Origin of the sequence: Mesorhizobium sp. M0898, from assembly GCF_040319695.1 — a bacterium.
In the GTDB taxonomy this organism is placed as follows: domain Bacteria; phylum Pseudomonadota; class Alphaproteobacteria; order Rhizobiales; family Rhizobiaceae; genus Mesorhizobium.
In genome coordinates this window covers 66,738-88,387 of sequence record NZ_JAMYOE010000014.1, presented here as the reverse complement: position 1 = coordinate 88,387, position 21,650 = coordinate 66,738, and the positions used below count along the sequence as shown (strand labels likewise).

23 protein-coding genes and 1 tRNA gene are annotated in these 21,650 nt (G+C 63.0%); 12 read left to right on the top strand and 12 right to left on the bottom strand.

Translation table 11 applies throughout. From position 1 onward, the window contains the following. Nucleotides 1-42: 42 nt before the first annotated feature. From NKH90_RS17065 to NKH90_RS17035, 7 genes are all read right to left on the bottom strand, one after another. Nucleotides 43-1,398: an LLM class flavin-dependent oxidoreductase gene (locus NKH90_RS17065; RefSeq protein ID WP_352820124.1), complete on the bottom strand. Its 1,356-nt coding sequence runs from the start codon at nucleotides 1,396-1,398 to the stop codon at nucleotides 43-45. Continuing rightward, nucleotides 1,395-2,576 (bottom strand): acyl-CoA dehydrogenase family protein, encoded by a 1,182-nt coding sequence (locus NKH90_RS17060; RefSeq protein WP_352471374.1) that lies wholly within the window; start codon nucleotides 2,574-2,576, stop codon nucleotides 1,395-1,397. The genes NKH90_RS17065 and NKH90_RS17060 overlap by 4 nt, the downstream gene beginning before the upstream one ends. A 4-nt stretch (nucleotides 2,577-2,580) precedes the next feature. After that, nucleotides 2,581-2,922 carry a DUF3088 domain-containing protein gene (locus tag NKH90_RS17055; protein WP_352820123.1) on the bottom strand — a complete coding sequence of 114 codons (342 nt, stop codon included), beginning with the start codon at nucleotides 2,920-2,922 and terminating at the stop codon, nucleotides 2,581-2,583. A gap of 7 nt (nucleotides 2,923-2,929) precedes the next feature. Beyond that, nucleotides 2,930-4,285 carry an LLM class flavin-dependent oxidoreductase gene (locus NKH90_RS17050; RefSeq protein ID WP_352471376.1) on the bottom strand — a complete coding sequence of 452 codons (1,356 nt, stop codon included), beginning with the start codon at nucleotides 4,283-4,285 and terminating at the stop codon, nucleotides 2,930-2,932. Nucleotides 4,286-4,298: 13 nt separating this feature from the next. Continuing rightward, on the bottom strand, nucleotides 4,299-5,474 hold the full coding sequence (locus NKH90_RS17045) for an acyl-CoA dehydrogenase family protein (RefSeq protein ID WP_352540175.1): 1,176 nt from the start codon (nucleotides 5,472-5,474) through the stop codon (nucleotides 4,299-4,301). Nucleotides 5,475-5,498: 24 nt separating this feature from the next. After that, entirely contained in the window at nucleotides 5,499-6,938 is a 1,440-nt protein-coding gene (locus NKH90_RS17040; protein ID WP_352820122.1) for an NAD(P)-binding domain-containing protein, read from the bottom strand. A 643-nt stretch (nucleotides 6,939-7,581) separates the two neighbouring features. Further along, a tRNA-Leu gene (locus NKH90_RS17035) sits at nucleotides 7,582-7,666 on the bottom strand. A 456-nt stretch (nucleotides 7,667-8,122) separates the two neighbouring features. On the opposite strand from NKH90_RS17035, the gene NKH90_RS17030 reads away from it, so the two are divergent. Further along, nucleotides 8,123-8,710, top strand: coding sequence for a YqaA family protein (locus tag NKH90_RS17030; protein WP_023677958.1), 588 nt, complete (start codon nucleotides 8,123-8,125; stop codon nucleotides 8,708-8,710). A 29-nt stretch (nucleotides 8,711-8,739) separates the two neighbouring features. Next, entirely contained in the window at nucleotides 8,740-9,258 is a 519-nt protein-coding gene (locus tag NKH90_RS17025) for a disulfide bond formation protein B (RefSeq protein WP_352452439.1), read from the top strand. A gap of 151 nt (nucleotides 9,259-9,409) precedes the next feature. On the opposite strand, the gene NKH90_RS17020 is transcribed toward NKH90_RS17025, so the two are convergent. Together NKH90_RS17020 and NKH90_RS17015 are read right to left on the bottom strand one after the other, a co-directional pair. Further along, nucleotides 9,410-9,967: an HNH endonuclease gene (locus NKH90_RS17020; protein WP_023677956.1), complete on the bottom strand. Its 558-nt coding sequence runs from the start codon at nucleotides 9,965-9,967 to the stop codon at nucleotides 9,410-9,412. 129 nt (nucleotides 9,968-10,096) lie between these two features. After that, nucleotides 10,097-10,738, bottom strand: coding sequence for a DNA-3-methyladenine glycosylase family protein (locus NKH90_RS17015; protein WP_352471385.1), 642 nt, complete (start codon nucleotides 10,736-10,738; stop codon nucleotides 10,097-10,099). A 122-nt stretch (nucleotides 10,739-10,860) separates the two neighbouring features. Here NKH90_RS17015 and gluQRS point away from each other — a divergent pair, with 122 nt between their 5' ends. Beyond that, complete coding sequence (gene gluQRS / locus NKH90_RS17010) at nucleotides 10,861-11,736, top strand: tRNA glutamyl-Q(34) synthetase GluQRS (RefSeq protein WP_352820121.1); 876 nt, start codon at nucleotides 10,861-10,863, stop codon at nucleotides 11,734-11,736. 127 nt (nucleotides 11,737-11,863) lie between these two features. Then, nucleotides 11,864-12,754 carry a DMT family transporter gene (locus NKH90_RS17005; RefSeq protein WP_352471389.1) on the top strand — a complete coding sequence of 297 codons (891 nt, stop codon included), beginning with the start codon at nucleotides 11,864-11,866 and terminating at the stop codon, nucleotides 12,752-12,754. Here NKH90_RS17005 and NKH90_RS17000 read toward each other — a convergent pair. Beyond that, nucleotides 12,721-13,575 (bottom strand): YihY/virulence factor BrkB family protein, encoded by an 855-nt coding sequence (locus NKH90_RS17000; protein ID WP_292656768.1) that lies wholly within the window; start codon nucleotides 13,573-13,575, stop codon nucleotides 12,721-12,723. The genes NKH90_RS17005 and NKH90_RS17000 overlap by 34 nt on opposite strands. Nucleotides 13,576-13,632: 57 nt before the next feature. On the opposite strand from NKH90_RS17000, the gene NKH90_RS16995 reads away from it, so the two are divergent. The 7 genes from NKH90_RS16995 to NKH90_RS16965 all read left to right on the top strand — a co-directional run bounded on the left by NKH90_RS16995 (nucleotide 13,633) and on the right by NKH90_RS16965 (nucleotide 19,183). After that, nucleotides 13,633-14,499 carry an SDR family oxidoreductase gene (locus NKH90_RS16995; protein WP_352820120.1) on the top strand — a complete coding sequence of 289 codons (867 nt, stop codon included), beginning with the start codon at nucleotides 13,633-13,635 and terminating at the stop codon, nucleotides 14,497-14,499. 23 nt (nucleotides 14,500-14,522) lie between these two features. After that, on the top strand, nucleotides 14,523-14,714 hold the full coding sequence (locus NKH90_RS16990; RefSeq protein WP_023677950.1) for a twin transmembrane helix small protein: 192 nt from the start codon (nucleotides 14,523-14,525) through the stop codon (nucleotides 14,712-14,714). A gap of 25 nt (nucleotides 14,715-14,739) precedes the next feature. Further along, the gene (locus NKH90_RS16985; protein ID WP_023677949.1) at nucleotides 14,740-15,321 is read left to right on the top strand and encodes a cob(I)yrinic acid a,c-diamide adenosyltransferase; all 582 of its coding nucleotides are present in this window, start codon (nucleotides 14,740-14,742) and stop codon (nucleotides 15,319-15,321) included. A gap of 22 nt (nucleotides 15,322-15,343) precedes the next feature. After that, on the top strand, nucleotides 15,344-16,147 hold the full coding sequence (locus tag NKH90_RS16980; protein WP_352820119.1) for a rhomboid family intramembrane serine protease: 804 nt from the start codon (nucleotides 15,344-15,346) through the stop codon (nucleotides 16,145-16,147). 208 nt (nucleotides 16,148-16,355) lie between these two features. Further along, nucleotides 16,356-17,105 carry an electron transfer flavoprotein subunit beta/FixA family protein gene (locus NKH90_RS16975; RefSeq protein ID WP_023677947.1) on the top strand — a complete coding sequence of 250 codons (750 nt, stop codon included), beginning with the start codon at nucleotides 16,356-16,358 and terminating at the stop codon, nucleotides 17,103-17,105. A 154-nt stretch (nucleotides 17,106-17,259) separates the two neighbouring features. After that, the gene (locus NKH90_RS16970; RefSeq protein WP_023677946.1) at nucleotides 17,260-18,189 is read left to right on the top strand and encodes an electron transfer flavoprotein subunit alpha/FixB family protein; all 930 of its coding nucleotides are present in this window, start codon (nucleotides 17,260-17,262) and stop codon (nucleotides 18,187-18,189) included. Nucleotides 18,190-18,304: 115 nt separating this feature from the next. Then, on the top strand, nucleotides 18,305-19,183 hold the full coding sequence (locus tag NKH90_RS16965) for a 3-hydroxybutyryl-CoA dehydrogenase (RefSeq protein WP_023677945.1): 879 nt from the start codon (nucleotides 18,305-18,307) through the stop codon (nucleotides 19,181-19,183). Between the two features lie 8 nt (nucleotides 19,184-19,191). Here NKH90_RS16965 and NKH90_RS16960 read toward each other — a convergent pair whose 3' ends face one another. Together NKH90_RS16960 and NKH90_RS16955 are read right to left on the bottom strand one after the other, a co-directional pair. Beyond that, the gene (locus NKH90_RS16960) at nucleotides 19,192-19,830 is read right to left on the bottom strand and encodes an NrsF family protein (protein WP_352471395.1); all 639 of its coding nucleotides are present in this window, start codon (nucleotides 19,828-19,830) and stop codon (nucleotides 19,192-19,194) included. Between the two features lie 7 nt (nucleotides 19,831-19,837). Next, on the bottom strand, nucleotides 19,838-20,380 hold the full coding sequence (locus tag NKH90_RS16955; protein ID WP_352489432.1) for a sigma-70 family RNA polymerase sigma factor: 543 nt from the start codon (nucleotides 20,378-20,380) through the stop codon (nucleotides 19,838-19,840). Between the two features lie 202 nt (nucleotides 20,381-20,582). On the opposite strand from NKH90_RS16955, the gene NKH90_RS16950 reads away from it, so the two are divergent. Beyond that, on the top strand, nucleotides 20,583-21,590 hold the full coding sequence (locus NKH90_RS16950) for an iron ABC transporter substrate-binding protein (RefSeq protein ID WP_352820118.1): 1,008 nt from the start codon (nucleotides 20,583-20,585) through the stop codon (nucleotides 21,588-21,590). Nucleotides 21,591-21,650: the final 60 nt, after the last annotated feature.

The window sequence follows — 21,650 nt, the reverse complement described above, 5'->3', positions numbered from 1 at the left end:
TCAATGGCAGGACCTTCCGCTCCGTTGTATTTTGATGATCATTCAAAGGGCTGCCCCTAGCAGCCCTGGCGCCTTGCTCGGCTGCGGTGCAAAGCGGCTTTCGGGCCTGATAAGGCCGAGATGGTCGCGCAGCGTGCGCCCTTCATATTCCGTTCGGAACAGCCCTCGCCGGCGCAGGATCGGCACCACCGTATCGACAAAGACCTCCAGTCCGGTCGGCAGCACGTCCGGCATCAGGTTGAAGCCGTCGGCGGCGCCGGCGACAAACCATCTTTCGATATCGTCGGCGATCTGCTCCGGCGTGCCGACGATGGTGCGGTGGCCAGTGCTGCCGTTCAGCGCCCGGATCAGCTGGCGAACCGTGAAATCATTGCTGCGGGCGAGCGCGAGCGTGGCCTTGAAGAAGGTGTGGCCGCCGTTGGGGGGCAGTTGAATCCGTTCCGGCAACTTCTCATCGAGCTTCAGCCGCTCGCGATCGATGCCGAGCACGCCGGACAGCCGCCCAAGGCTGTAGTCGAGCGGAATGCGATCCCACAGCTCTTCTTGCCGCCGCTCCGCTTCCCCCTCTGTGCTGCCGATGATAGTGGCTAGGCCGGCGAGGTTGAGCGGCACGCCGCCGGTGCGGCCATAGGCGACGGCACGCGCCTTAAGTTCCCGCGCATAGCCGAGCGCTTCCTCGAAAGATTGCGATGCGGAAAACACGGCTTCGGCGTGGCGGGCGGCGAGGTCCTTGCCGTCATCGGACCCGCCGGCCTGGACGACCACCGGATGCCCTTGCGGCGAACGCGGCACATTGTGCGGCCCGTGCACCGAGAAATGTGCGCCCTTGTGGTCGATGGCGTGAACCTTGGTGGCATCGACGAAGCGCCCGCTGGCGACGTCGCCGATGAAGGCATCGTCCTCCCAGCTGTCCCACAATGCCTTGACGATGTCAGCAAATTCCGCCGCCCGCTCGTAGCGCCGGCCATGATCGATGGCACCGTTGAGGCCGAAATTGCGGGCCGAGGCGGGATCGGCCGTGGTGACGATGTTCCAGCCGATGCGTCCGTCGCTGACATGGTCGAGCGTCGCGAAGCGCCTGGCGATATTGTAGGGCTCGTTGAAGCTGGTTGAAGCGGTGGCGATCAGGCCGATGCGCTCGGTTGCGGCGGCTACCGTCGCCAGCACAATCGTCGGCTCCAGAGATGTGATCGGCCGATAGTCAATGCGGTCCGAGATTGCTGCCTGATCGGCAAGAAAGATGGCGTCGAGCTTGGCGCGCTCGGCGATCTTCGCCACGTGCACATAGTGGCCGACGGTGAAGGCGGCATAGGGGTCGACGCCGTCCATCCGCCATGCCGCCGGCGAGAAGCCGGCATGCAGGATGTTGACGTTGAGATGGAGCTGCCGGCCGCTCATCGAAAGACGCCGGGCTCGGGATATGCGCCGGTCAGATACCAGGTGCCGACGGTGCGGGTCTTGTATTCGGCAGGGTTGTGCAAGGTGTGAATGCGTGCGTTGCGCCAGAAGCGGTCGAAGCCGTATTTGCGCACTGCGGAGCGGGCACCCATCACCTCGAATATCTCGGTCGTGACTTCGAGCGCAACATCGCCTGCCAGCACATTGGCCGCGGCGACGGCAACCGCCGCCTCACCGCGTTCTTGCTCGGTCAGCGCCTTGCCGCGCGCGATCGCATGATCGATCGCCGCCGCCGCGCGATCGGCCAGCGCCGTCGCCGCCCGCGTCTTGACCCACAGCTCGCCATACTGCCGCTTGATCCATGGATCGTCGATATGGCGCTCGACGCCGGAATACATCCACGGCCGCGAACTGTTGAGCGTATAATCTCGCGCCGCCAGCAGCGCGCCCTGGGCCGTGCCGACAAAGACATTGAGCAACACGCTCTGCTGCTGCAGCGGGCCGATGGTGCGGATTGGCAACGACGCGTCGACCCAACCGCGCACCAACTCGCTGTCGTGGATCCTGACGTCCTTGTAGGCGACCTTGCCGCTGCCGGTCTGCGTCTGGCCGATGCCGTCCCAGTCATCGAGAACGGTGATGCCTTCACGGTCCGCGGGGATCGCTGCAAACTTCCTCTCGCCGCTGCTCTCGTCCTCCCACGAGGTCGAAAGATAATCGGCAACATGCGAGCCGGAGGCAAAGGGTTTGAAACCATTGACGATCGTCCACTCGCCATCCTTGCGGCCGAACAGCGTTTTGGAAAAGCTGTTGCCGGTGTTGCCCCAGAACCAGTCGCCGGCAGCCGAACGCCGAAGCAGATCGGCTGAACGCGGCTCGTCCGAGTTGAGCCTGGCGGCGATCAATGCGCTGAAATGGTAGCCATAGATATGGCCGATCGAGCCGTCGACCTTGGCGAACTCGCGGCCGATCTTCAGCGCCGTCGAATAGGGTTCGCCGGCGCCGCCGAATTCCTTGGGAATGACGATGGTGAGCAGGCCGCTCTCCTTGAGCAGCCGTATCTGCTCGACGGGCCTGCCGCCAAGTTGGTCGCGCTCGACCGCGTCGCGGGCAAAGATCTCGCGCAGCTCGGCCGCCTTGGCGATCCATGGATTGGAGGTATCAGGATCGAAGGTCATGCTGTCACTCATGCAGATGCGGAAAGCCTTGGCGCTCGGCAAGCAGTGCAAGAATGCGCCTGGTGTCATCGGCGAAGACCTTGCCCTTGGCCGTCGGCAAGTCGGCGGGCGGATTGCTGCCGATGATCAGCACCGGCAGCGACTGGTGCCGTTCGCCGAGCGCGTCGATCACCTTGCCTCTCGGCCTCGAAAACGGCACGCGCTCAACGTCGAGTCTGGCGGCGAGATCGGGAAAGGCTGCGAGCAATCCCTCAACCTGGTTGCAATAGGGGCAGACGAACGTCTGGCCCGGCTGATTTGGGTCGGCGAAACCCGGCTGGATGAGAAAGAGCGTGTCGCGCGCCATTGCCGGCCTATTCCGCAGCTGCCGCGGCATGCCGCGAAAAACGGTTTGCCGGTCGCTTCAGGCCGAGATTGTCGCGCAAGGTGCTACCCTCATACTCGTCGCGGAACAGGCCACGGCGGCGCAGTTCCGGCACCACCAGCTCGATGAAATCCTTCAGGCCGCCGGGCATGATCGGCGCCATGATGTTGAAGCCGTCGGCGCCGTAATTCTCGAACCGCTCTTCCATGGTGTCGGCGATCTGTTGCGGCGTGCCGACCACCTGCCAGTGGCCGCGGGCGCCGGCGATGCGCAGATAAAGCTGCCGGATCGTCAGGTTCTCGCGCCACGCCAGATCGATCACCAGCGCTTGCCGGCTCTTGCCGGCATTGGTCTCCGGCAAATCCGGCACCGGCCCGTCGAGCGGATAGGCGCTGAGGTCGAAGCCGCCGGCCAGCGCCGAGACCAGACCGAGGCCGACTTCCGGCTGGATGAGATCCTGCAGCTGTTCGAACTTCCCCCGCGCCTCGGCTTCAGTGCGGCCGACGACCGGGAAAATGCCTGGCAGGACTTTCAGGTCATCCTCCGAGCGGCCATATTTGCCGAGCCTGCCCTTGACGTCGGCATAGAAGGCGGTGGCTTCGTCGAGCGTGATCTGCGCGGCGAAAATCGCTTCCGCGGTACGAGCCGCCAGCTCTTTGCCCGGACCCGACGCGCCGGCCTGGACCACGACCGGACGACCTTGCGGCGTTCGCGGCGTGTTCAGGGGACCACGCACCTTGAAGTGCTGGCCCTTGTGGTTCAGCACATGCAGTTTGTCCTTGTCGAAATAGCGCCCGCTTGCTCTGTCGCGCGGGAAGGCGTCATCCTCCCAGCTGTCCCACAGGCCGAGCACGACATCGGCGAATTCCTCGGCGCGGTCGTAGCGCTCGCCATGCTGGATATGCGTCTCGTGACCGAAATTGAACGCTGCCTCCGGATCGGAAGAGGTGACCAGATTCCAGCCTGCGCGCCCGCCGCTCAGGTGGTCGAGCGACGCGAACTGGCGGGCCAGATTGTAGGGATCGGAAAAACTGGTCGACGCCGTGGCGATGAGGCCGATGTTCCTGGTCACAGCCGACAGTGCCGACAGCAGCGTGATCGGCTCGAACGGATAGACGCCGCTATGCGCCTTGCGGCTGGCGGCCTCGAGGTTGCTCAGCCGCGCCGCGACGCCATCGGCAAAGAAGATCGCGTCGAATTTGGCCGCTTCCGCCAGCCGGGCAAGTTCGACGTAGTCGCCGAGGCTGGTCCCCTCGCCTGCCGCTGGATGGCGCCAGGCCGCCACATGGTGACCGGTGAAGAGCAGAAACGCTCCCAGCTTGAGCTTGTCCTTGCGCCTGGCCATTTTTTTCGCCTCCTCAGCGGTACAGTCCGCCGGCCGGGAATTCCCCGGTCAGCAACCAGGTGCCGATCGTGCGCTTCTTGTATTCGGCCGGATTGTGCAGCGTGTGCGTGCGCACGTTGCGCCAGAACCTGTCGTAGCCGTTGGCCTTGGTGGCTGAGCGGGCGCCCATCACCTCGAAAACCTCGCTCGACGCGTCGAGGCCGACTTGTCCGGCGTAGACATTGGCGGTGGCGAGATCGATCGCCGTCTGCCCGCGCTGCTCCAGGGTCAATGCCTCGCCCTGGCCATAGGCGGCATCGAGGCTGCATGCTGCTATATCGGCCAGTTCGGCCGCGGCGAGCGTGCGGATATAGAGGTCGCCATATTTGCGTTGCACGAACGGATCGTCGGTATGTTTCTCATAGCCGGAATAGACCCAGGGGCGCGATTGCGAGACCGTATAGTCCCGGCCTTCGCTCAGCGCTCCTTGCGCGCTGCCGACGAACAGGTTGAGCAGGACCGCCTGCTGGAACAGTGACGTCAGCGTCTGGAACGGCGTCAGCGGCACCGCGGGCGAGCCAATCAGTTCGTCGTCGCCGACATGCACGTCCTTGAACGTCACCTTGCCGCTGCCGGTCTGCCGCTGGCCGACACCATCCCAGTCATCCTCGATGACGATGCCCTCACGGTCAGCCGGGATCGCTGCCGCTAGTCTATCCTGGCCGTCCTCCCAGGCAACCTGGATGTAGTCTGCGATGTGGGAACCGGAGGAGAACGGCCGAAAGCCGCTCAGGATCCAGCCCGTGCCGTTGCGCCTGGCCGTCGACGTCTTCGACATGGCGTTGCCGGAATTGCCCCAGACCCAGTTCTCCCTTGCCGAGCGTGTCAGCAGCCGGTCCCTCTGCGCCTGCGTGCCACGGAACAGCACGCCATTGAGCGGCAGATGATGGTATCCGTAGAGATGGGCGAGCGAGCCGTCGGTGCGGGCGAATTCGCGCACGACGCGAAGCACCGACAGCCAGGGTGCGCCCTTGCCGCCATAGCGCTTGGGAATCTGCGCCGACGGCAAACCACTTTCCTTCAGCAGGCGGATCTGTTCGACGGGCCGGCCGCCGGCCTTGTCGCGCGCCACGGCATCCCGATCGAAGATTTCGCGCAGTTCGACCGCCGTGGCGACGAACGGGTCGGAAAGGTCAGGGCTGAAGGTCATCGGCGTTTGTCCATGGAAATGCGTCTATTCCGCCGCGATGGTCTGCGCCGGCCGCGAGACGGAAGCGGCATAGGCGTCTTCGCCGAACTCGGCCGGATGGCTCCCGGTTATGCGGCTCTCATGGCTGTCGAGATCGGCGAGGAAGAGATCGCGGCTGATGCGCGCGACAACGGCCGGCACATCGCGCCTGATCGACGGCACATCGCCGATCGGCAGGCCGAAACTGACAAAGCCGCCGGGATTGAAGACATGGATATTCCTCAGGAATGGCGCCTCCCCCGGCGCCTTCTCGAGAAATTCATGGCCGAGGCCGAGATAAGGATGGGCGCCGAAAAATTCATCCAGCTCTGCTTCCGGCGGCGCGTACTGGTCGCGCCATAGCCGGATGGTGGCGGCGAAATCGGCGAACTCAGGCTTGCGCGTCGGGTCGGCGAAATAGCCGGTGCCGGCGACGACGAAGTCGAACGCAAACGTCTCGCCTGCGATATCGGTGACGACCTTGCCGTCTTCGACATCCGCATTTGTCCAGGGGGCACCGAGATGGAGATGAAAATTCTGGTGCCGCACCGCCCGCTCCACCGCATCGAGCGGCGGCGTTGAACCGGCCTCGCGGAAGCGCAATGCCTGGCGCCAGCGCACCGCATCGGGCAGCCGAGGATAATTGTCATAGGCGCCGGGATAGCCGCGCACGCGGTTGATCGGCACACTGGCAATGCTGTTGCGGCGGGCAAAGAGACGCACCGATTTCGCGCCGGCCTCAAGGGCAGCTCCGGCCGCATCGAATGCCGAAGCCGCCGACCCGACGACAGCCATTGCCTTGCCCTTGAGCGAGGCAAAATCGATTGCCGCCGAACTGTGTGCGACAAGGCCCCGCGGCAAGGCGGCAAGTACCGCCGGTATCACTGGACCGCCGCTGCCGCCAAAGCCATTGGCCAGAATGATCTTGCGCGCCGTTTCGACCGATGGCGTGCCGTCGGCTTCGAGGTGGAGGCGAAAAAGCCCGCCGGCCGGCTCGATGCGAATGAGACGCGTGCCGTAACGGATGCCGATACCGAGGAACGCGCGATACCATTTCAGGTAGTTCGCCCAATCCGTCCGTGCGATGCGGTCGAATCCGGCATAGGCTTCCGCACCGTGGCGGGCTTCGTACCAGGACTGAAAGCTCAAGCCCGGCAAGCCGAGTTCCGGCCCCGGCAAGCCCTTTGGCGTTCGCAGCCGGTTCATCCGTGCATGAGTGAACCAGATGCCGGCCTTGCTTTCATCCGGTGCCGCGTCGACGACAGTAACCTTGCCGATGCCGGCACGCCTCAACGCGAAGGCAAAGGTCGCCCCCGTCTGCCCACCGCCAACGATGAAGACATTGTGGTCGATGCCTTCCCGGTCCGGCACCCAGTTCTGCGGATCGGGGCCGATCAGCCGGAGCGTCTCCCGGGCGTGGTGATCTGGATCGGTCGGTAAGGCCATTTCGGTCCCGGCTGAAGTTGAGCCTCATCAAACTCCGCCTCGGTCGGCAAACAGTCCAGAAATGTTCGCTTTGATTGGCCGGTAGTTTTTTTCACTTGCATTGCAACGACGCGCTTTCACAGCCGACGAATGGGCGGCGCGTGTGGCCTCCCTGAAGCCGGGGCATCTTTTTGATATTGCAGCGGGCTCAAGCGCACTGGTCATTTTATTTCTTACGGCTCACGCGTAATGCGCCGACGCAGTCGGGCATTGGTGTCGAGCACATCAGCGGCGTCGCGTGGTCAGCGGGATCAAGCTTGATCTTGGTCGACCGACATGGGTGACGTCCGCCATCTGAAAGACGGCAGATCGCGGATACACCAGCAACGGTCCTCGCAGGATAGGACAGCGCAGCTACTCAACAGGCGTCCCAAGAGGCCCGTCGGCTACTCCATCGCAGGAACGAAAACCAGAAGAGTAGCGGACCTTTCGTGTGCAGTTTTTGCACACGATCTCTCATAACATATTGATTTTATGTATTGATCTGTCCCATCCATCACCGGACATTGCGGAGTATCCTGGTGGAGGTGGGCGGCCGACACGATTCGAACTCTGGCGCGACAGGTGAAATGACTGCCGTTCTCAAAGTTTGTTGGCCGATAGTTGGTGCGGGTGGTCGGGCTCGAACCGACACTCCTTTCGGAACTGGATTTTGAATCCAGCGCGTCTACCAGTTTCACCACACCCGCAAGGCGCTAACTCATTTACCTCTCAACGCTCTCATGCTGCACCTACGCAGAGGGTGGCAGTTCGAGAATTAAGCGGCTCTTAACTCCTAACCCATTGACCTCCAATCCTATTACCCTGCGGGCTGACGGTAGACGCATCCTGATTTTGAGTCGAGCGCGTCTACCAATTCCGCCATAGGGGCTCAGGCCGGGCGGCCTGGATGGGCGCGGACTATACGGTTGGAGGCCTGTTCGTCAACTGGCCAAATCCCGACATCTGGGCTCGCTCAAGCCTCAGCCTTTCGATTTCGTGAAGCAGCTGCCATTGTGCAGCGCGGAAAATCTTTCTAGACAGGCGGCGCATGTCATTGAAGCGCACCTTGTCCGACGAGGTTGATGCGGGGCGCTTCCAAGTCTTGTTTGTACATGTCGTGATCCCAAGACCGCTTCTGGTTTGGGCGTGCATTAGGAGTGCCGATGCTTCGCGGACTTTACGACTGGACCTTGTCGCTGGCGGCGAGCAAATCCGCCGAATGGTGGCTGGCCTTCATCGCCTTCGTCGAGAGCTCGGTGTTCCTGGTGCCGGCCGACGTCCTCTATCTGCCGATGGCGCTGTCGCGGCCGGATCGCGCCTATCGTTACGCGCTGGTCGCCACCGTCGCCTCGGTGCTGGGCGGCATCGCCGGCTGGTTCATCGGCCATTATGCCTATGATGCGGTGGCGCGGCCGATCCTCGAATTTTATGGCAAATATGACGAGTTCGAAGCGATGCGCGTCTCATCGGGTGTCGGCTTCATCATCCTGATGCTGGTCACCTCCGGCCTCGCCCATCTGCCGCCGATCAAGGTTGTGACGATCCTGTCGGGCGTCATCGGTGTTCCTTTGCTGCTGTTCATCGTGCTGGCAATCGTGGCGCGCGGTGCTCGCTTCCTGTTTCTCGCGTGGCTGTTGCGCCGCTATGGCGAGCCGATCCGCCACTTCATCGAAAAGCGCCTTGGCCAGATTGCAGGCGCCGCCGCCGCTGCCCTGATTTTGCTCTATATTGTCGTCAAATACGCCGTCTGAACGGCATCGAACCGAATGGACTGAGTCCGATGACAGCGACCGTGAATGCCGATACCGGACGCCAGCGGCTGCGCACCGCCCTGTTTCTCGCTGTCGCCATGGCCGCCACGGTCGGCTCGGCGCTGGCCTTCCAGTATCTCGGCGGCTACATCCCCTGCAAGCTCTGCCTCGAGCAGCGCACGCCTTACTACGTCGGCGTGCCCTTGATGCTGCTGGCGGTGCTTGCGTCGGCTCTTCACGCGCCAGCCTGGGTAAGCCGTGGCCTGCTGGCTATTGGCGGCCTGCTGATGCTCTACGGCGTCTATCTCGGCGTTTATCACTCCGGCGTCGAATGGGCGTGGTGGCCAGGCCCGACCGATTGCACCGCAGCCGCCGGGCCGGTGGACACCGGCGGCAAGGGCGTGCTCGATGCGCTCGACAAATTCGTCCCGCCCTCCTGCGACAAGGCGGCGCTCCGCATCCTCGGCCTGTCGCTGGCCGGCTGGAACGCCATCGCCAGCTTTGTCCTGACGGTCGTAGCCTTCCGCAGCGCCTTCGCCCGCGACTGAGCGGCACAACGCAGAGTTCGTCCAGAAATTCGTCAGGCCGGAGTGCATGACGTGGCTTTCGAGAACCGGAGCGGAGCGTACTAAAGTACGTGAGCACCGGAAGCGCGGAAAGCTGCGTCAGGCGACCGGCATGGCGGATTTCTGCCGAACTCTATGGTTCGAGTTCGACATCCCAGTACAGATAATCCATCCAGCTTTCGTGTAGATGGTTGGGCGGGAACAGCCGGCCGTTATTATGCAAATCATGCACCGTCGGCTGGTAGGGCTTCTGCAGCGGCCACATCTTGGCGTGGGCCGGCATCATGCCGCCCTTCCTCAGATTGCAGGGCGAGCAGGCAGCGACGACATTCTCCCAGGTCGTGGCGCCGCCGCGATGGCGAGGAATGACATGGTCGAACGTCAGATCGTCCGGCGTGCCGCAATATTGGCATTGGAAACGGTCACGCAGGAAGACGTTGAAACGGGTAAACGCCGGATGCCTCGACGGCTTCACGTAAGCCTTCAGGCTGACGACGCTCGGCAGCTTCATCGAAAAGGTCGGTGAAGAGACGGCGTGTTCGTATTCGGCGACGATGTTCACCCTCTCGAGGAACACCGCCTTGATGGCATCCTGCCAGGACCAGAGCGACAGGGGGTAATAGCTGAGCGGACGGTAATCCGCATTCAGCACCAGCGCTGGAAGCCCATCCGGAGATACGGCAACCGTCACGTCGTTGACCTCCTTCACCCTAGAACCGGTCGACGCGGATACTGTAAGCCCGACATGACAGGGATGTGAAGCGGATTGTCGATCATGCCGGGTCTCAAAAACGCATGATTTCAATGCTTTTTTGCGGATTCAGGCCGGAGGCGCGGCATCCCTGCCCTTCAATTCGCGATAATAAGCCCAGAAAAGCCGCGATGCGACACCGCGCCACGGGCTCCATGATTCGGCAAGCCGGATCAGCATTTTCTCCGGCGGACGCGGGTCGATGCCTAGTGCATGGCCGACCGCGCTCTGCAATGCAACGTCGCGCGCCGGAAAGATGTCCGGGTGTCCGGCGGCAAACAAAAGGTAGACTTCAGCCGTCCACGGGCCGATCCCCGGCACCCTGGTCATGGCCGCGATCGCCTCGCTTGCATCGAGCCGACAGAGGTGATCGAGGTCGAGCCCGTCGGCCACCGCCCGGGCGACGGCAAGCAGGCCGCGCTGCTTGGGTCGCGACAGCCCGGCCTCGCGAAAGATCACCTCGTCGGCGGCAAGTATCGCCTGCGGCGTCAGCGGATCGAGCAGTCTCGTCAGCCGGCCGAAGATGGCGTCGGCGCTCGCGCGGGACACTTGTTGCGAAACGACGATGGAAGCAAGGCTCCTGAACCCCGGCTCCGATAGCCTGAGCGGCACCTCGCCGGCCATGCCGCGCACTCTTTCCAGGCGTGGGTCGAGTAAGCATAGCCTATCCAGCCCTTGCGCAATGTCGTCGAGACTGGCGATGCGTTGCATGTCTGCTTGTTCCAAAATCAAAAGTGCCGCACGCTTCGTCACGTGTCCCTCTGGACGCACGACGCCACCGGCGCAAAGTAGCAATTGGCGAAAGCGCCACACAACCCGATTGCCGCCGGACAATGACACTGCTGACATTCCGCTTCGCGCCGAGCCCGAACGGCGAACTGCATCTCGGCCATGCCTATTCGGCGCTGCTCAATCAGAAATTGGCAAAGGCGACGGGCGGACGCCTGCTGCTGCGCATCGAGGATATCGACACGACACGCTGCACGCCGGAATTCGAGGCAGGCATTTTTCGCGACCTGAAATGGCTGGGGCTTGGCTGGGAGGAACCGGTGCGCCGCCAGTCCGAGCATTTTGCCGAATATCGGGCGATGCTCGAGCGGCTGATCGAGGAAGAACTTGTCTACCCGGCCTTCATGAGCAGAAGTGAGATCCGCGCCTTTATCGCCGACAGCGAGAAGCGTGGCCGCGACTGGCCGCGCGACCCGGACGGCGTGCCGCTCTATCCTGCCGCCGACAAGGCGTTGACGGCGAGCGAACGCAAGCGGCGCCAGGCCGAAAATGTGCCATTTGCCTGGCGGCTGGACGTCGATGCGGCAATAGCGCGCGCCGGCAAGGACCTGTCATGGGCCGAATACACGGACGAGACGCTCTCCGCGACGCGTCGTGTCGAAGCCCATCCGCAGGATTGGGGCGACGTGGTCGTGGCGCGCCGCGAAATCCCGACCAGCTATCACCTCGCCGTCACCATGGACGACGCGCTGCAGGGCGTCAGCCATGTCGTGCGCGGCCAGGATCTCTATTCCGCGACCAGCGTGCAGCGGCTGCTTCAGCAACTGCTTGGCCTGCCGCAGCCGGCCTATTTTCACCATCGCCTGATCCTCGGCCCGGACGGACGAAAGCTGTCGAAGAGTCTTGGCGATACCGGCCTTGCCGCCCAGCGTAAGACGGGCGCATCGCCGGACGATGTGAGGCGGCTGGTCGGTCTCTAGCGGCGCCAAAGGCATTCCTTGAATGGAATTGAGCCTATGGATCAACGGTTTGGTTTTGCCTTCCGCTCGGAACGGCATTAGAGCAAGCGCGACAATCAGTCCTCACCGACGCGTGGCCTCCGGAAAAATGCACAGCCTCAAGCGGTTCATCCCCGCCTCTTTCGTCGTCCTGTGGGCGACCGGCTTCATCGGCGCGCGCTATGCCATGCCGTGGGCGGAGCCCTTTACTTTCCTGGCCGCGCGCTTTGTCCTGGCCGCAATCCTGCTTGTCGCTTTGATGGCCGCACTTGGTTCGAGCCGCGCCACCCGCGACGAGGCGCTGCACGCGACCGGCGCCGGCATCCTGATGCATGGCGTCTATCTCGGCGGCGTGTTCTGGGCCATCCACCGGGGCATGCCCGCTGGGCTTTCAGCCCTGATCGTCGGCCTGCAGCCGCTGATCACGGCAGTGCTCGCCGGCAGGCTTCTCGGCGAGGCCATCCTGCCGCGCCACTGGGCCGGTCTCGGCCTCGGGCTGATCGGTGTGGTGATCGTGCTCTGGCCGAAGCTCGGCGCGCTCGGCGGCGGGGTGACGGCCGAAACACTGGGCGCCTCACTTGTCTCGGTGCTCGGCATGAGCGCCGGCACGATCTGGCAGAAGCGCTTTGCTTCCGGCGGCGATCTGGTGGCTGCCACGTTCTGGCAATATGTCGGCGGCGCATCTGTAATGGCCTTGGCCTCGCTAGCCTTCGAGACGCGAACGGTCATCGTCAATGGCGAACTGATCTTCGCCATGGCCTGGCTCGTGCTTGTGCTGTCGATCGGCGCCATCTTCCTGTTGATGGTGATGATCCGCGACGGCGAAATGTCGAAGGTCGCCTCGCTGTTTTACCTCGTGCCGGCCGTCACCGCGGTCATCGCCTGGGCATTGTTCGGTGAGCACTTGAGCCCGCTCCAGATCGCCGGCATGGCGATCGCGACGCTCGGCGTCGGGCTGGCGACGGCTCAGCCGCCGACGCGGGCACGCGCCTCTAAATAGCGGCTGATCGCGGCGTTGAGCTCGCCACCGAGGATGAAGATCGCTGATACGATGTAGAGGAAGACGACGGCGATCATGATCGAGGCGAGGCCGGCATAGGTCGTCACATAGGACGAGAAATGATCGAGATAGGCGGCGAAGATGGTCGACCCGATGAGCCAGCCGACCAGCGTGAAGATGATGCCAGGCACGATCGAAACGAAGCGGCGCTTGCCGGCCGGCAACCAGAAATGCACGGCGAACAGGCCGCCGATGATGACGACCGAGGCGATGACGTAACGCCACAGCGTGATCGTGCCCATGTAGGGCTTTATCCATTCGAAATGCGACTCGGCCAGCCGTGCCAGCAACGGCGCGAAGACCAGCAGCACGCTGATGGCCAAAAACCCGGCCGTCGCGATCAGCACGAAGATGATGCTCTGCACCCGCCGGTAGATGATGCCGCGCGTTTCCGAGACACGATAGGCCCGGTTGAGCGAGGTGCGCAGCGCCTCGATGCCGTTCGAGGCGAAATATCCGGCAAGCACGATACCGTAGGTCAACAGGTCACTGCGCCGGACGGTAAGCACGTTGAGCACCTCGCGCGCGATCGGTTTGGCGATCTGCTCGGGCCATGTGTCGAACACAAGGTGCACGGCGGTGTCGGCGAAAGCCTGCGCGCCGAAAAAACTCGCCAGCGTCGTAGCGAAGATCAGGAAAGGAAAAAGCGCCATCAGCGCGGTGATCGCCAGATGGCTGGCCATTGCCCAGCCGTCGTCGGTGTTGAAATGGCCGAGCGCGTCGTAGAGGACGCGTTTGAGGGCTACGATCTTCCGCAACAAGAACCGCGTTCCCTTCGATTGTCCCGACGCCGCGAATATGGGAAGGGTTTGCGGTAAATGACAACCCTAGGTCAAACCACCATTCCTCCCGGAGAAGAGTTGCGCACCATCATTGTCACAGGTGCCTCTTCCGGCATAGGCGCCTATTGCGCCTATGCTCTTAAGAGGGAAGGCTGGCGGGTGTTCGCAACGGCCCGAAAGCCCGAAGATATCGCCGCGCTCGAGGCCGACGGCATCGAGGCCTTTTATCTGGACTACACCGAGCCCGGATCGATCGAGGCGCTGGTGGCGTCGGTGCTGGAACGGACCGGCGGCCGGCTCGGTGCGCTCTTCAACAATGGCGCCTACGGACAACCCGGCGCCGTCGAGGACCTGCCGGTCGAGGCTTTACGGCAGCAGTTCGAGGCCAATGTCTTTGGCTGGCATGATCTCACTCGCCGCGTCGTACCGGTGATGCGCCGTCAGGGCCACGGTCGTCTCGTTCATTGCTCATCGATCCTCGGCCTCGCGCCGGTGCCTTTTCGCGGCGCCTACTCGGCATCGAAGCACGCTATCGAAGGGCTGATGCTGTCCCTCTATCAAGAACTCCTCGGCAGCGGCATCCATGTTTCGCTGATCGAGCCGGGGCCGGTGAAATCGAAGATCGCCAGCAACAGCCTCGCATGGTTCCTGGCGAATATCGATCACGAGAATTCCGTTCATCGCCTCGCCTATGCGGCGCAACTCAAACGGCTGCGGGCCGGCGGCAGCACATCGCGGCTGAAGCCCGGGGCGGAGGTGGTTTATGCCGCCTTGCACCATGCGCTTCTGTCGCGGCGCCCGCGCCCGCATTATGTGGTAACAGTGCCGGCCAGGATCGGTGTGATCCTTAAACGCATCCTGCCGGCTTCTGCACTCTACCGTCTGCTCGCCAATCGCGCCTGAACGCAATTCAACTGGAACACACCATGGCAACCGTCTTCAACATCCTCGCCGTTCTTGTCATGGTCGCAGTGGTGATCGTGCTGATCCGCGGCCTCATCAACATGATGCGCGGCGGCTCCAGCATGACCTCCAACAAGCTGATGCAGACGCGCGTGCTCTTGCAGTTCGTGGCCTTGGTGCTGATCATGCTGGCGGTGTATTTCACCCGTAAGTGACGCAGCACCAGCCGGGAGGTACCCCGTGGTCAAGCTCAACAAGATCTACACCCGCACTGGCGACGATGGCACCACCGGTCTCGGCTCCGGCGAGCGGCGGCTGAAATCCGACCTTCGCATCGACGCCTACGGCACGGTCGACGAGGCCAATGCCTGCATCGGCATGGCCCGCATTCATACCGCGGCAGTAAATCCGGCGATCGATGCGATGCTCGGCCGCATCCAGAACGACCTTTTCGATCTCGGCGCCGATCTGGCGGTCCCCGATAATGGCAAGCCGCTCGACTACGAGCCGTTGCGCATCATCGCCTCGCAGACCGACCGCATCGAACAGGATATCGATCTCCTCAACAAGGACCTTGAGCCGCTCAAATCCTTCGTGCTCAACGGCGGTACGCCGGCGGCGGCTGCCCTTCACCTCGCCCGCACGGTGGCCCGCCGCGCCGAGCGCATCATGGTGGCGCTGTCGCAAGACCCGGACGAGCACGTCAACCGCGAGGCGATAAGATACATCAACCGTGTCTCGGACTTTCTGTTCGTCGCCGCACGCGCGGTCAATGACAACGGAAATGCCGACGTGCTATGGGTTCCCGGCAAGAACCGCTGAAATCTGCCGAGCTGGGGACCTGATGTTCATCCCGCTTTACGACACCAACAGGCTGCGGCACATCAAGCTGCAATATGTGACGATCAGCCTGATCGCGCTCAACGTGCTGATCTACTTTGTCACCACATTAGGCGGCGAGGATTTCGCCAACGCCACGGTGATGGGCCTCGGTTTCATCCCGTCGGTTGTGCATGACAGCGTCGACCTCGCTCCGCAATTTGTCGTCATTCCGGAGAGCCTGAGCTATCTGACCTATTCCTTCCTGCACGCGGATATCTTCCACCTCGGCGGCAACATGCTGTTCCTGTGGGTGTTCGGCGACAATGTCGAGGATGCACTCGGCCACATCCGCTACCTCGTCTTCTATCTGCTTTGCGCCATTGCCGGCGCTTTCTTCCAGGGTCTGGTTGCCTGGGATTCGCGGGTGCCGCTGATTGGCGCGTCGGGCGCCATCGCCGGTGTGGTCGCCGCCTATCTGATCCTTTATCCGCGGGTGAAGGTATGGGTGCTGGTCTTCGCGCGCATCCCGTTGCGCATCCCGGCCTTCATCCCGCTGATCCTGTGGATCCTGTTCCAGATCTTCATGTTCTCCCAGGGGGGCGAGGATCAGGTTTCCTGGGCCTGCCATATCGGCGGCATCATCGCTGGAGCCGTGCTGGTGCTTGTCTTGCGCAGCCGCGGCGTACCGCTACTCGCCGGCGCAGACGAGGAGCCGGCCGTGGTCGCCGGTCCGGCGCCCGTAGCCGGGGAGCCGGCGCCAAGCGACCCACAACCTGCGCAGCCGGCGCCGCGCTGGGGCCGGGGAAGCGTTTCCGGTCCGGACTGAACCGATTTGAGTGCTTCGCCGAGGATCCGAGTGCGCCTCGGATATTGACGCGCGGGGTCGCCGCAACTACGGAAGCGCCACCCTACTGGCGTGGCGAAGACCAGAATTCCGTCCGGAATGTCGGCTTTCGACAACTATGAAGAGGTGCACGCTGCTATAGCGCGCCCGACGAGCGTGAAAAGACTATCGTGAAAGAGGTGGCAGGCAAATGAAGATCCTTGTGCCCGTGAAGCGGGTTGTGGATGCGAACGTCAAGGTCCGGGTGAAGGCGGACGGTTCGGCGGTGGAACTCGCCAACGTCAAGATGGCGATGAACCCGTTCGACGAGATCGCGGTCGAAGAGGCGATCCGGCTGAAGGAAGCTGGCAAGGCCGAAGAGATCATCGTCGTGTCGATCGGGCCGCAGCAGGCACAGGAGACCTTGCGCACGGCGCTCGCCATGGGCGCTGACCGCGCCATCCTGGTCAAGACCGACGAGCAGACTGAGCCGCTGGGCGTCGCCAAGGTGCTGAAGGGCGTCGTCGAGGCAGAACAGCCCGGCCTTGTCATTCTCGGCAAGCAGGCGATCGACGACGATTCCAACCAGACCGGCCAGATGCTGGCCGCACTTCTCGGCTGGGCGCAGGGCACCTTCGCCTCCAAGATCGTGCTCGACGGTGACAAGGCCACGGTGACGCGCGAGGTCGATGGCGGCCTGCAGACGCTGGAACTGAAGATGCCGGCGATCGTCACGGCCGATTTGCGGCTGAACCAGCCACGCTACGCTTCTCTGCCCAATATCATGAAGGCCAAGAAGAAGCCGCTCGACGAGAAGAGCCCTGCCGATTACGGCGCCGACGTCAAGCCGCGGCTTAAAGTGATCAAGACCGAGGAGCCGGGCGGCCGCAAGGCGGGCGTCAAGGTCAAGAGCGTCGCCGAACTGGTAGACAAGCTGAAGAACGAAGCCGGCGTGCTCTAAGGAAATCCGATGAGGCCGGCCTGCAAACGGCCGGTTCTCCGCTTCCGGTGCTCACGTACTGAAGTACGCTCCGCTCCGGTTCTCGAAACCAACCGTTTTCGACTCGGCCTGACCGGATTTCAGGAGCCTCGAAGACGAAAGTCAGGAAAACATCATGGCTATTCTTCTGATTGCCGAACACGACAACGCTGCGCTTTCCGACCAGACCGCCAAGGCGCTTTCGGCGGCGCTCCAGATCGGTTCGGACGTGCATGTGCTGGTTGCCGGCAAAGGCGCCAAGCCGGCAGCGGACGCCGCCGCCAAGCTCAAGGGCGTCACCAAGGTACTGCTCGCCGACGCCGACGAACTGACCGAGCGTCTCGCCGAACCGCTGGCGGCACTCGTCGTTTCGCTTGCAGAGCCATACGAGACGATCATCGCGCCGGCGACCTCGTCGGGCAAGAACGTTGCGCCCCGCGTGGCGGCGCTGCTCGATGTCGCCCAGATATCTGAAATCATCGAAGTCGTGTCGCCCGACACCTTCAAGCGGCCGATCTATGCCGGCAACGCCATCCAGACGGTGCAGTCCAGTGACGCCAAGAAGGTCATCACGGTGCGTACCGCTTCCTTCCAGGCAGCGCCCGAGGGCGGTTCCGCGCCGGTCGAGACGGTCCAGGCGGCGGCCAATCCCGGCCTGTCGAGCTTTGTCGAGAACAAGCTCTCCGAGACCGACCGTCCAGAGCTGACCTCGGCCAAGATCATCATCTCGGGCGGCCGTGCGCTGGGCTCCTCCGAGAAGTTCCAGGAGGTCATCCTGCCGGTCGCCGACAAGCTCGGTGCGGCGGTTGGCGCATCTCGCGCCGCCGTCGATGCCGGCTATGCGCCGAACGACTGGCAGGTCGGCCAGACCGGCAAGGTGGTAGCGCCCGACCTTTATATTGCCGTCGGCATCTCCGGTGCCATCCAGCACCTTGCCGGCATGAAGGATTCGAAGGTGATCGTTGCCATCAACAAGGACGAGGAAGCGCCGATCTTCCAGGTCGCCGACTACGGTCTCGTCGGCGATCTCTTCGTCATTCTGCCGGAACTGCAAAAGGCGCTTTGACGCCTTCTGCCAAAGCGTATTAAATTCTGAGGGGTGGGGGTAGACGAAGTCGCCCCGCCCTTTTAGTTTGCACTGCACAAAAAACGGGCCGCAAAGGCCTCGACGGGATCGGGTAATGAGCAAGATCGAAACGATCGGCATCATCGGCGCGGGCCAGATGGGTGGCGGCATCGCCCATGTGTCGGCGCTGGCGGGCTATAAGGTGCTGGTTTACGATATTTCGCCCGACCGCATCGAAAAGGGCATCGCTACGATCAGCGGCAACATGGCCCGTCAGGTCGGCTCAGGCAAACTCGAGGAAAAGCTGCGCAATGAGGCTATGGCGCGCATTTCGGCGGCACCGGCCATGGCCGACCTTGCGGGCGCCGATCTGGTGATCGAAGCAGCGACGGAGGACGAGACGGTCAAGCGCAAGATCTACGCCCAGCTCTGCCCGCAGCTCAACCCCGAGGCCATCCTGGCGACGAACACGTCATCGATCTCGATCACACGGCTGGCTTCGCAGACCGACCGGCCGGAACGCTTCATCGGCATACATTTCATGAATCCGGTTCCGGTGATGAAACTGGTCGAACTGGTGCGCGGCATCGCCACCGAGGACCAGACCTTCGAGGCGGCAAAAACCTATGTGAAGCAGCTCGACAAGACGATCACCGTCTCGGAGGATTTCCCGGCCTTCATCGTCAACCGCATCCTGCTGCCGATGATCAACGAGGCGATCTACACGCTCTATGAAGGTGTCGGCTCGGTCGACGCCATCGATACCGCCATGAAGCTCGGCGCCAACCATCCGATGGGGCCGCTGCAGCTTGCCGACTTCATCGGGCTCGATACCTGCCTATCGATCATGCAGGTGCTGCATGACGGGCTGTCGGATTCGAAATACCGCCCCTGCCCGCTGCTGGTCAAATATGTCGAGGCCGGCTGGCTCGGCCGCAAGACCGGGCGCGGCTTCTACGACTATCGCGGCGAGCATCCCGTTCCGACACGCTGATCGCCTCGCTACCAGCGCACAAAAAGTCGTCCGCCGAGCGCCCCGAGCACGGCAAGGATGGCGACCGCGATCGTATACCAGGTGCCGACGAAAAGCGGCGAATCGTCGAAGCAATGCGCCGCATAGAAGGTCGCCGCCAGCCCGCCGGCAAGCAGGCCCGCGGCCGCACCGGCAAGCACCGGCCTTGTCGGCGCGCCATGGCGCAGCACCGCGAGAAAGACGGCAAGCGGGCCGATCCCGATCAACGGAATGAAGGTCAGGCAGATGACCATGTTCGTGCCGACCAGGCGCGTGCCCCAGTCGGACGCAGGCACGGCGAAGAGTTCGAAAATCACAGCCACAATCACCAGCAGCGGCGCGGCGATCATCCAGCTCACCGCCCGGCCGGTCGATGCACCGGGCGTCGACAGCCCACGCACCAGGACAAAGGCGCTGACGGCAAGAGCAATCGTGAAGACGAATTTGGACAGGAACCGCATCGTGTGCATGGCGATCGCAATGTCGGGGCGCGGGCCGATCGTCAGCCAGAAAACCGCGGCCGCGATCACGATGGCCACGCCGGCGGCAAGCCACCAGGCGGTGCCTAGCGGCAGCGCCTTGCTGCGGGCATCGGCGTCAAGCGCCCTGATGAAATCTTCGGTCCTCATGTTATTCTTATTCCCGCCCCGCCCTGAACCGTTTGGCAATGGCGGCAAGCCCGCGGTGCAGTGACACCCGCACAGCCGTCTCGCTGATGCCGAATTTGGCCGCGGTCTCACCGATTGACCGGCCTTCGACCGATACGGCCGAGACGACGGAACGCTGTGCCGGCGACAGGCTGTCGAGCGCCCGGTTGACGTCGCGCTCGCTCACCGTCTCCGATTCCGGCTCGGCAAAGGTCTCGGCGATTTCGTCGATCTCGATCTCGATCCGCCGACCGCGCCGCCGGAACGCATCGATCAGCTTGAAGCGGGCTATTGCATAGACCCAAGGCAGCACCGGCGCATCATGGCGCCAGGTGTGTCGTTTCACATGAATGGCCAGCAAGGTTTCCTGCACTACATCCTCGGGATCCACCCCGCCCTGCACGATCTTGCGCCGGGCAAAGCCACGAACGAGCGCGGCGATCCGGTGCAGAAAGTCGGCATAGGCTCTTTCGTCTCCGGCGATCGCGGCCCGCAGCAGCCGTGAAAGCTCGGCTTCGTCCTTGCCGCTCACAAGAGTTCACTCCCCGATATTCGCGTCTCGGCGCTGATTTGTTACGTGGCCGGCGAAATAATGTCCAAGGCAAATTAGCTGAGCATCACGAAAGTTTGCTCCTTTTGAGCGATTGAGTGGGCCAGCAATGTTGACTGCGCTAGTCATGTATTGATAGGTGCAGCGTGCCAAGCCAAAGCCAATCGAAATCGAGGACGACGCCATGAAATATGCTCTTTCCGCCCTTGCCGGTGCGACAGCACTTGCAATCAGCCTGATCGCCGGCCCGGCAATGGCAGAGGACGAGGGCATCGTCGTCTACAACGCCCAGCACGAAAACCTGACCAAGGCTTGGGCGGAGGGATTCACCAAGGAAACCGGCATCAAGGTTACCGTCCGCAATGGCGGCGACAGCGATTTTTCCAACCAGATCGTTGCCGAAGGCACCGCTTCGCCCGCCGATGTATTCCTGACGGAGAATTCGCCGGCCATGGCATTGGTCGAGGCGGCCGGCCTGTTCGCACCGGTCGACACCGAGACGCTGGCCCAGGTTCCGCAGGAGTACCAGCCGGCGAGCGGCAAATGGGTCGGCGTTGCCGCGCGCAGCACCGTCTTTGCCTACAACAAGACCAAGCTGAGCGCCGACCAGCTGCCCAAATCGCTGCTCGATCTCGCCGATCCGAGCTGGAAGGGCCGCTGGGCCGCTTCGCCCTCCGGCGCCGATTTCCAGGCGATCGTCAGCGCGCTTCTGCAGCTCAAGGGCGAGGCAGCGACGGCCGAATGGCTGAAGGCGATGAAGGAGAATTTTACCGCCTATAAGGGCAACAGCACGGTGATGAAGGCGGTCAATGCCGGCGAGGTCGAAGGCGGCGTGATCTACCACTATTACTACTACGGCGATCAGGCCAAGACCGGCGAGAACAGCAAGAATGTCGAGTTGCACTATTTCAAGCACCAGGACCCCGGCGCTTTCGTCTCGGTTTCCGGCGGTGGTGTGCTGGCCTCGAGCAAGCACCCGAAGGAAGCGCAGGCTTTCCTGAAATGGGTCACCGGCAATGGCGGCCAGGACGTGCTGAAAACAGGCGATTCGTTCGAATACGCAGTCGGCAAGGGCGCCGAGTCCAATCCGAAGCTGGTGCCGCTGGCCGATCTGCAGGCGCCGAAAGTCGACCCGACGACGCTGAACTCGAAAAAGGTGACCGACCTGATGACGGCGGCCGGCTTGCTTTAGCCGGCGTTCGTCCTAAAAGGGCAACCGACTGCGCTCCTGTGGGAATTCGCTTTCCACAGG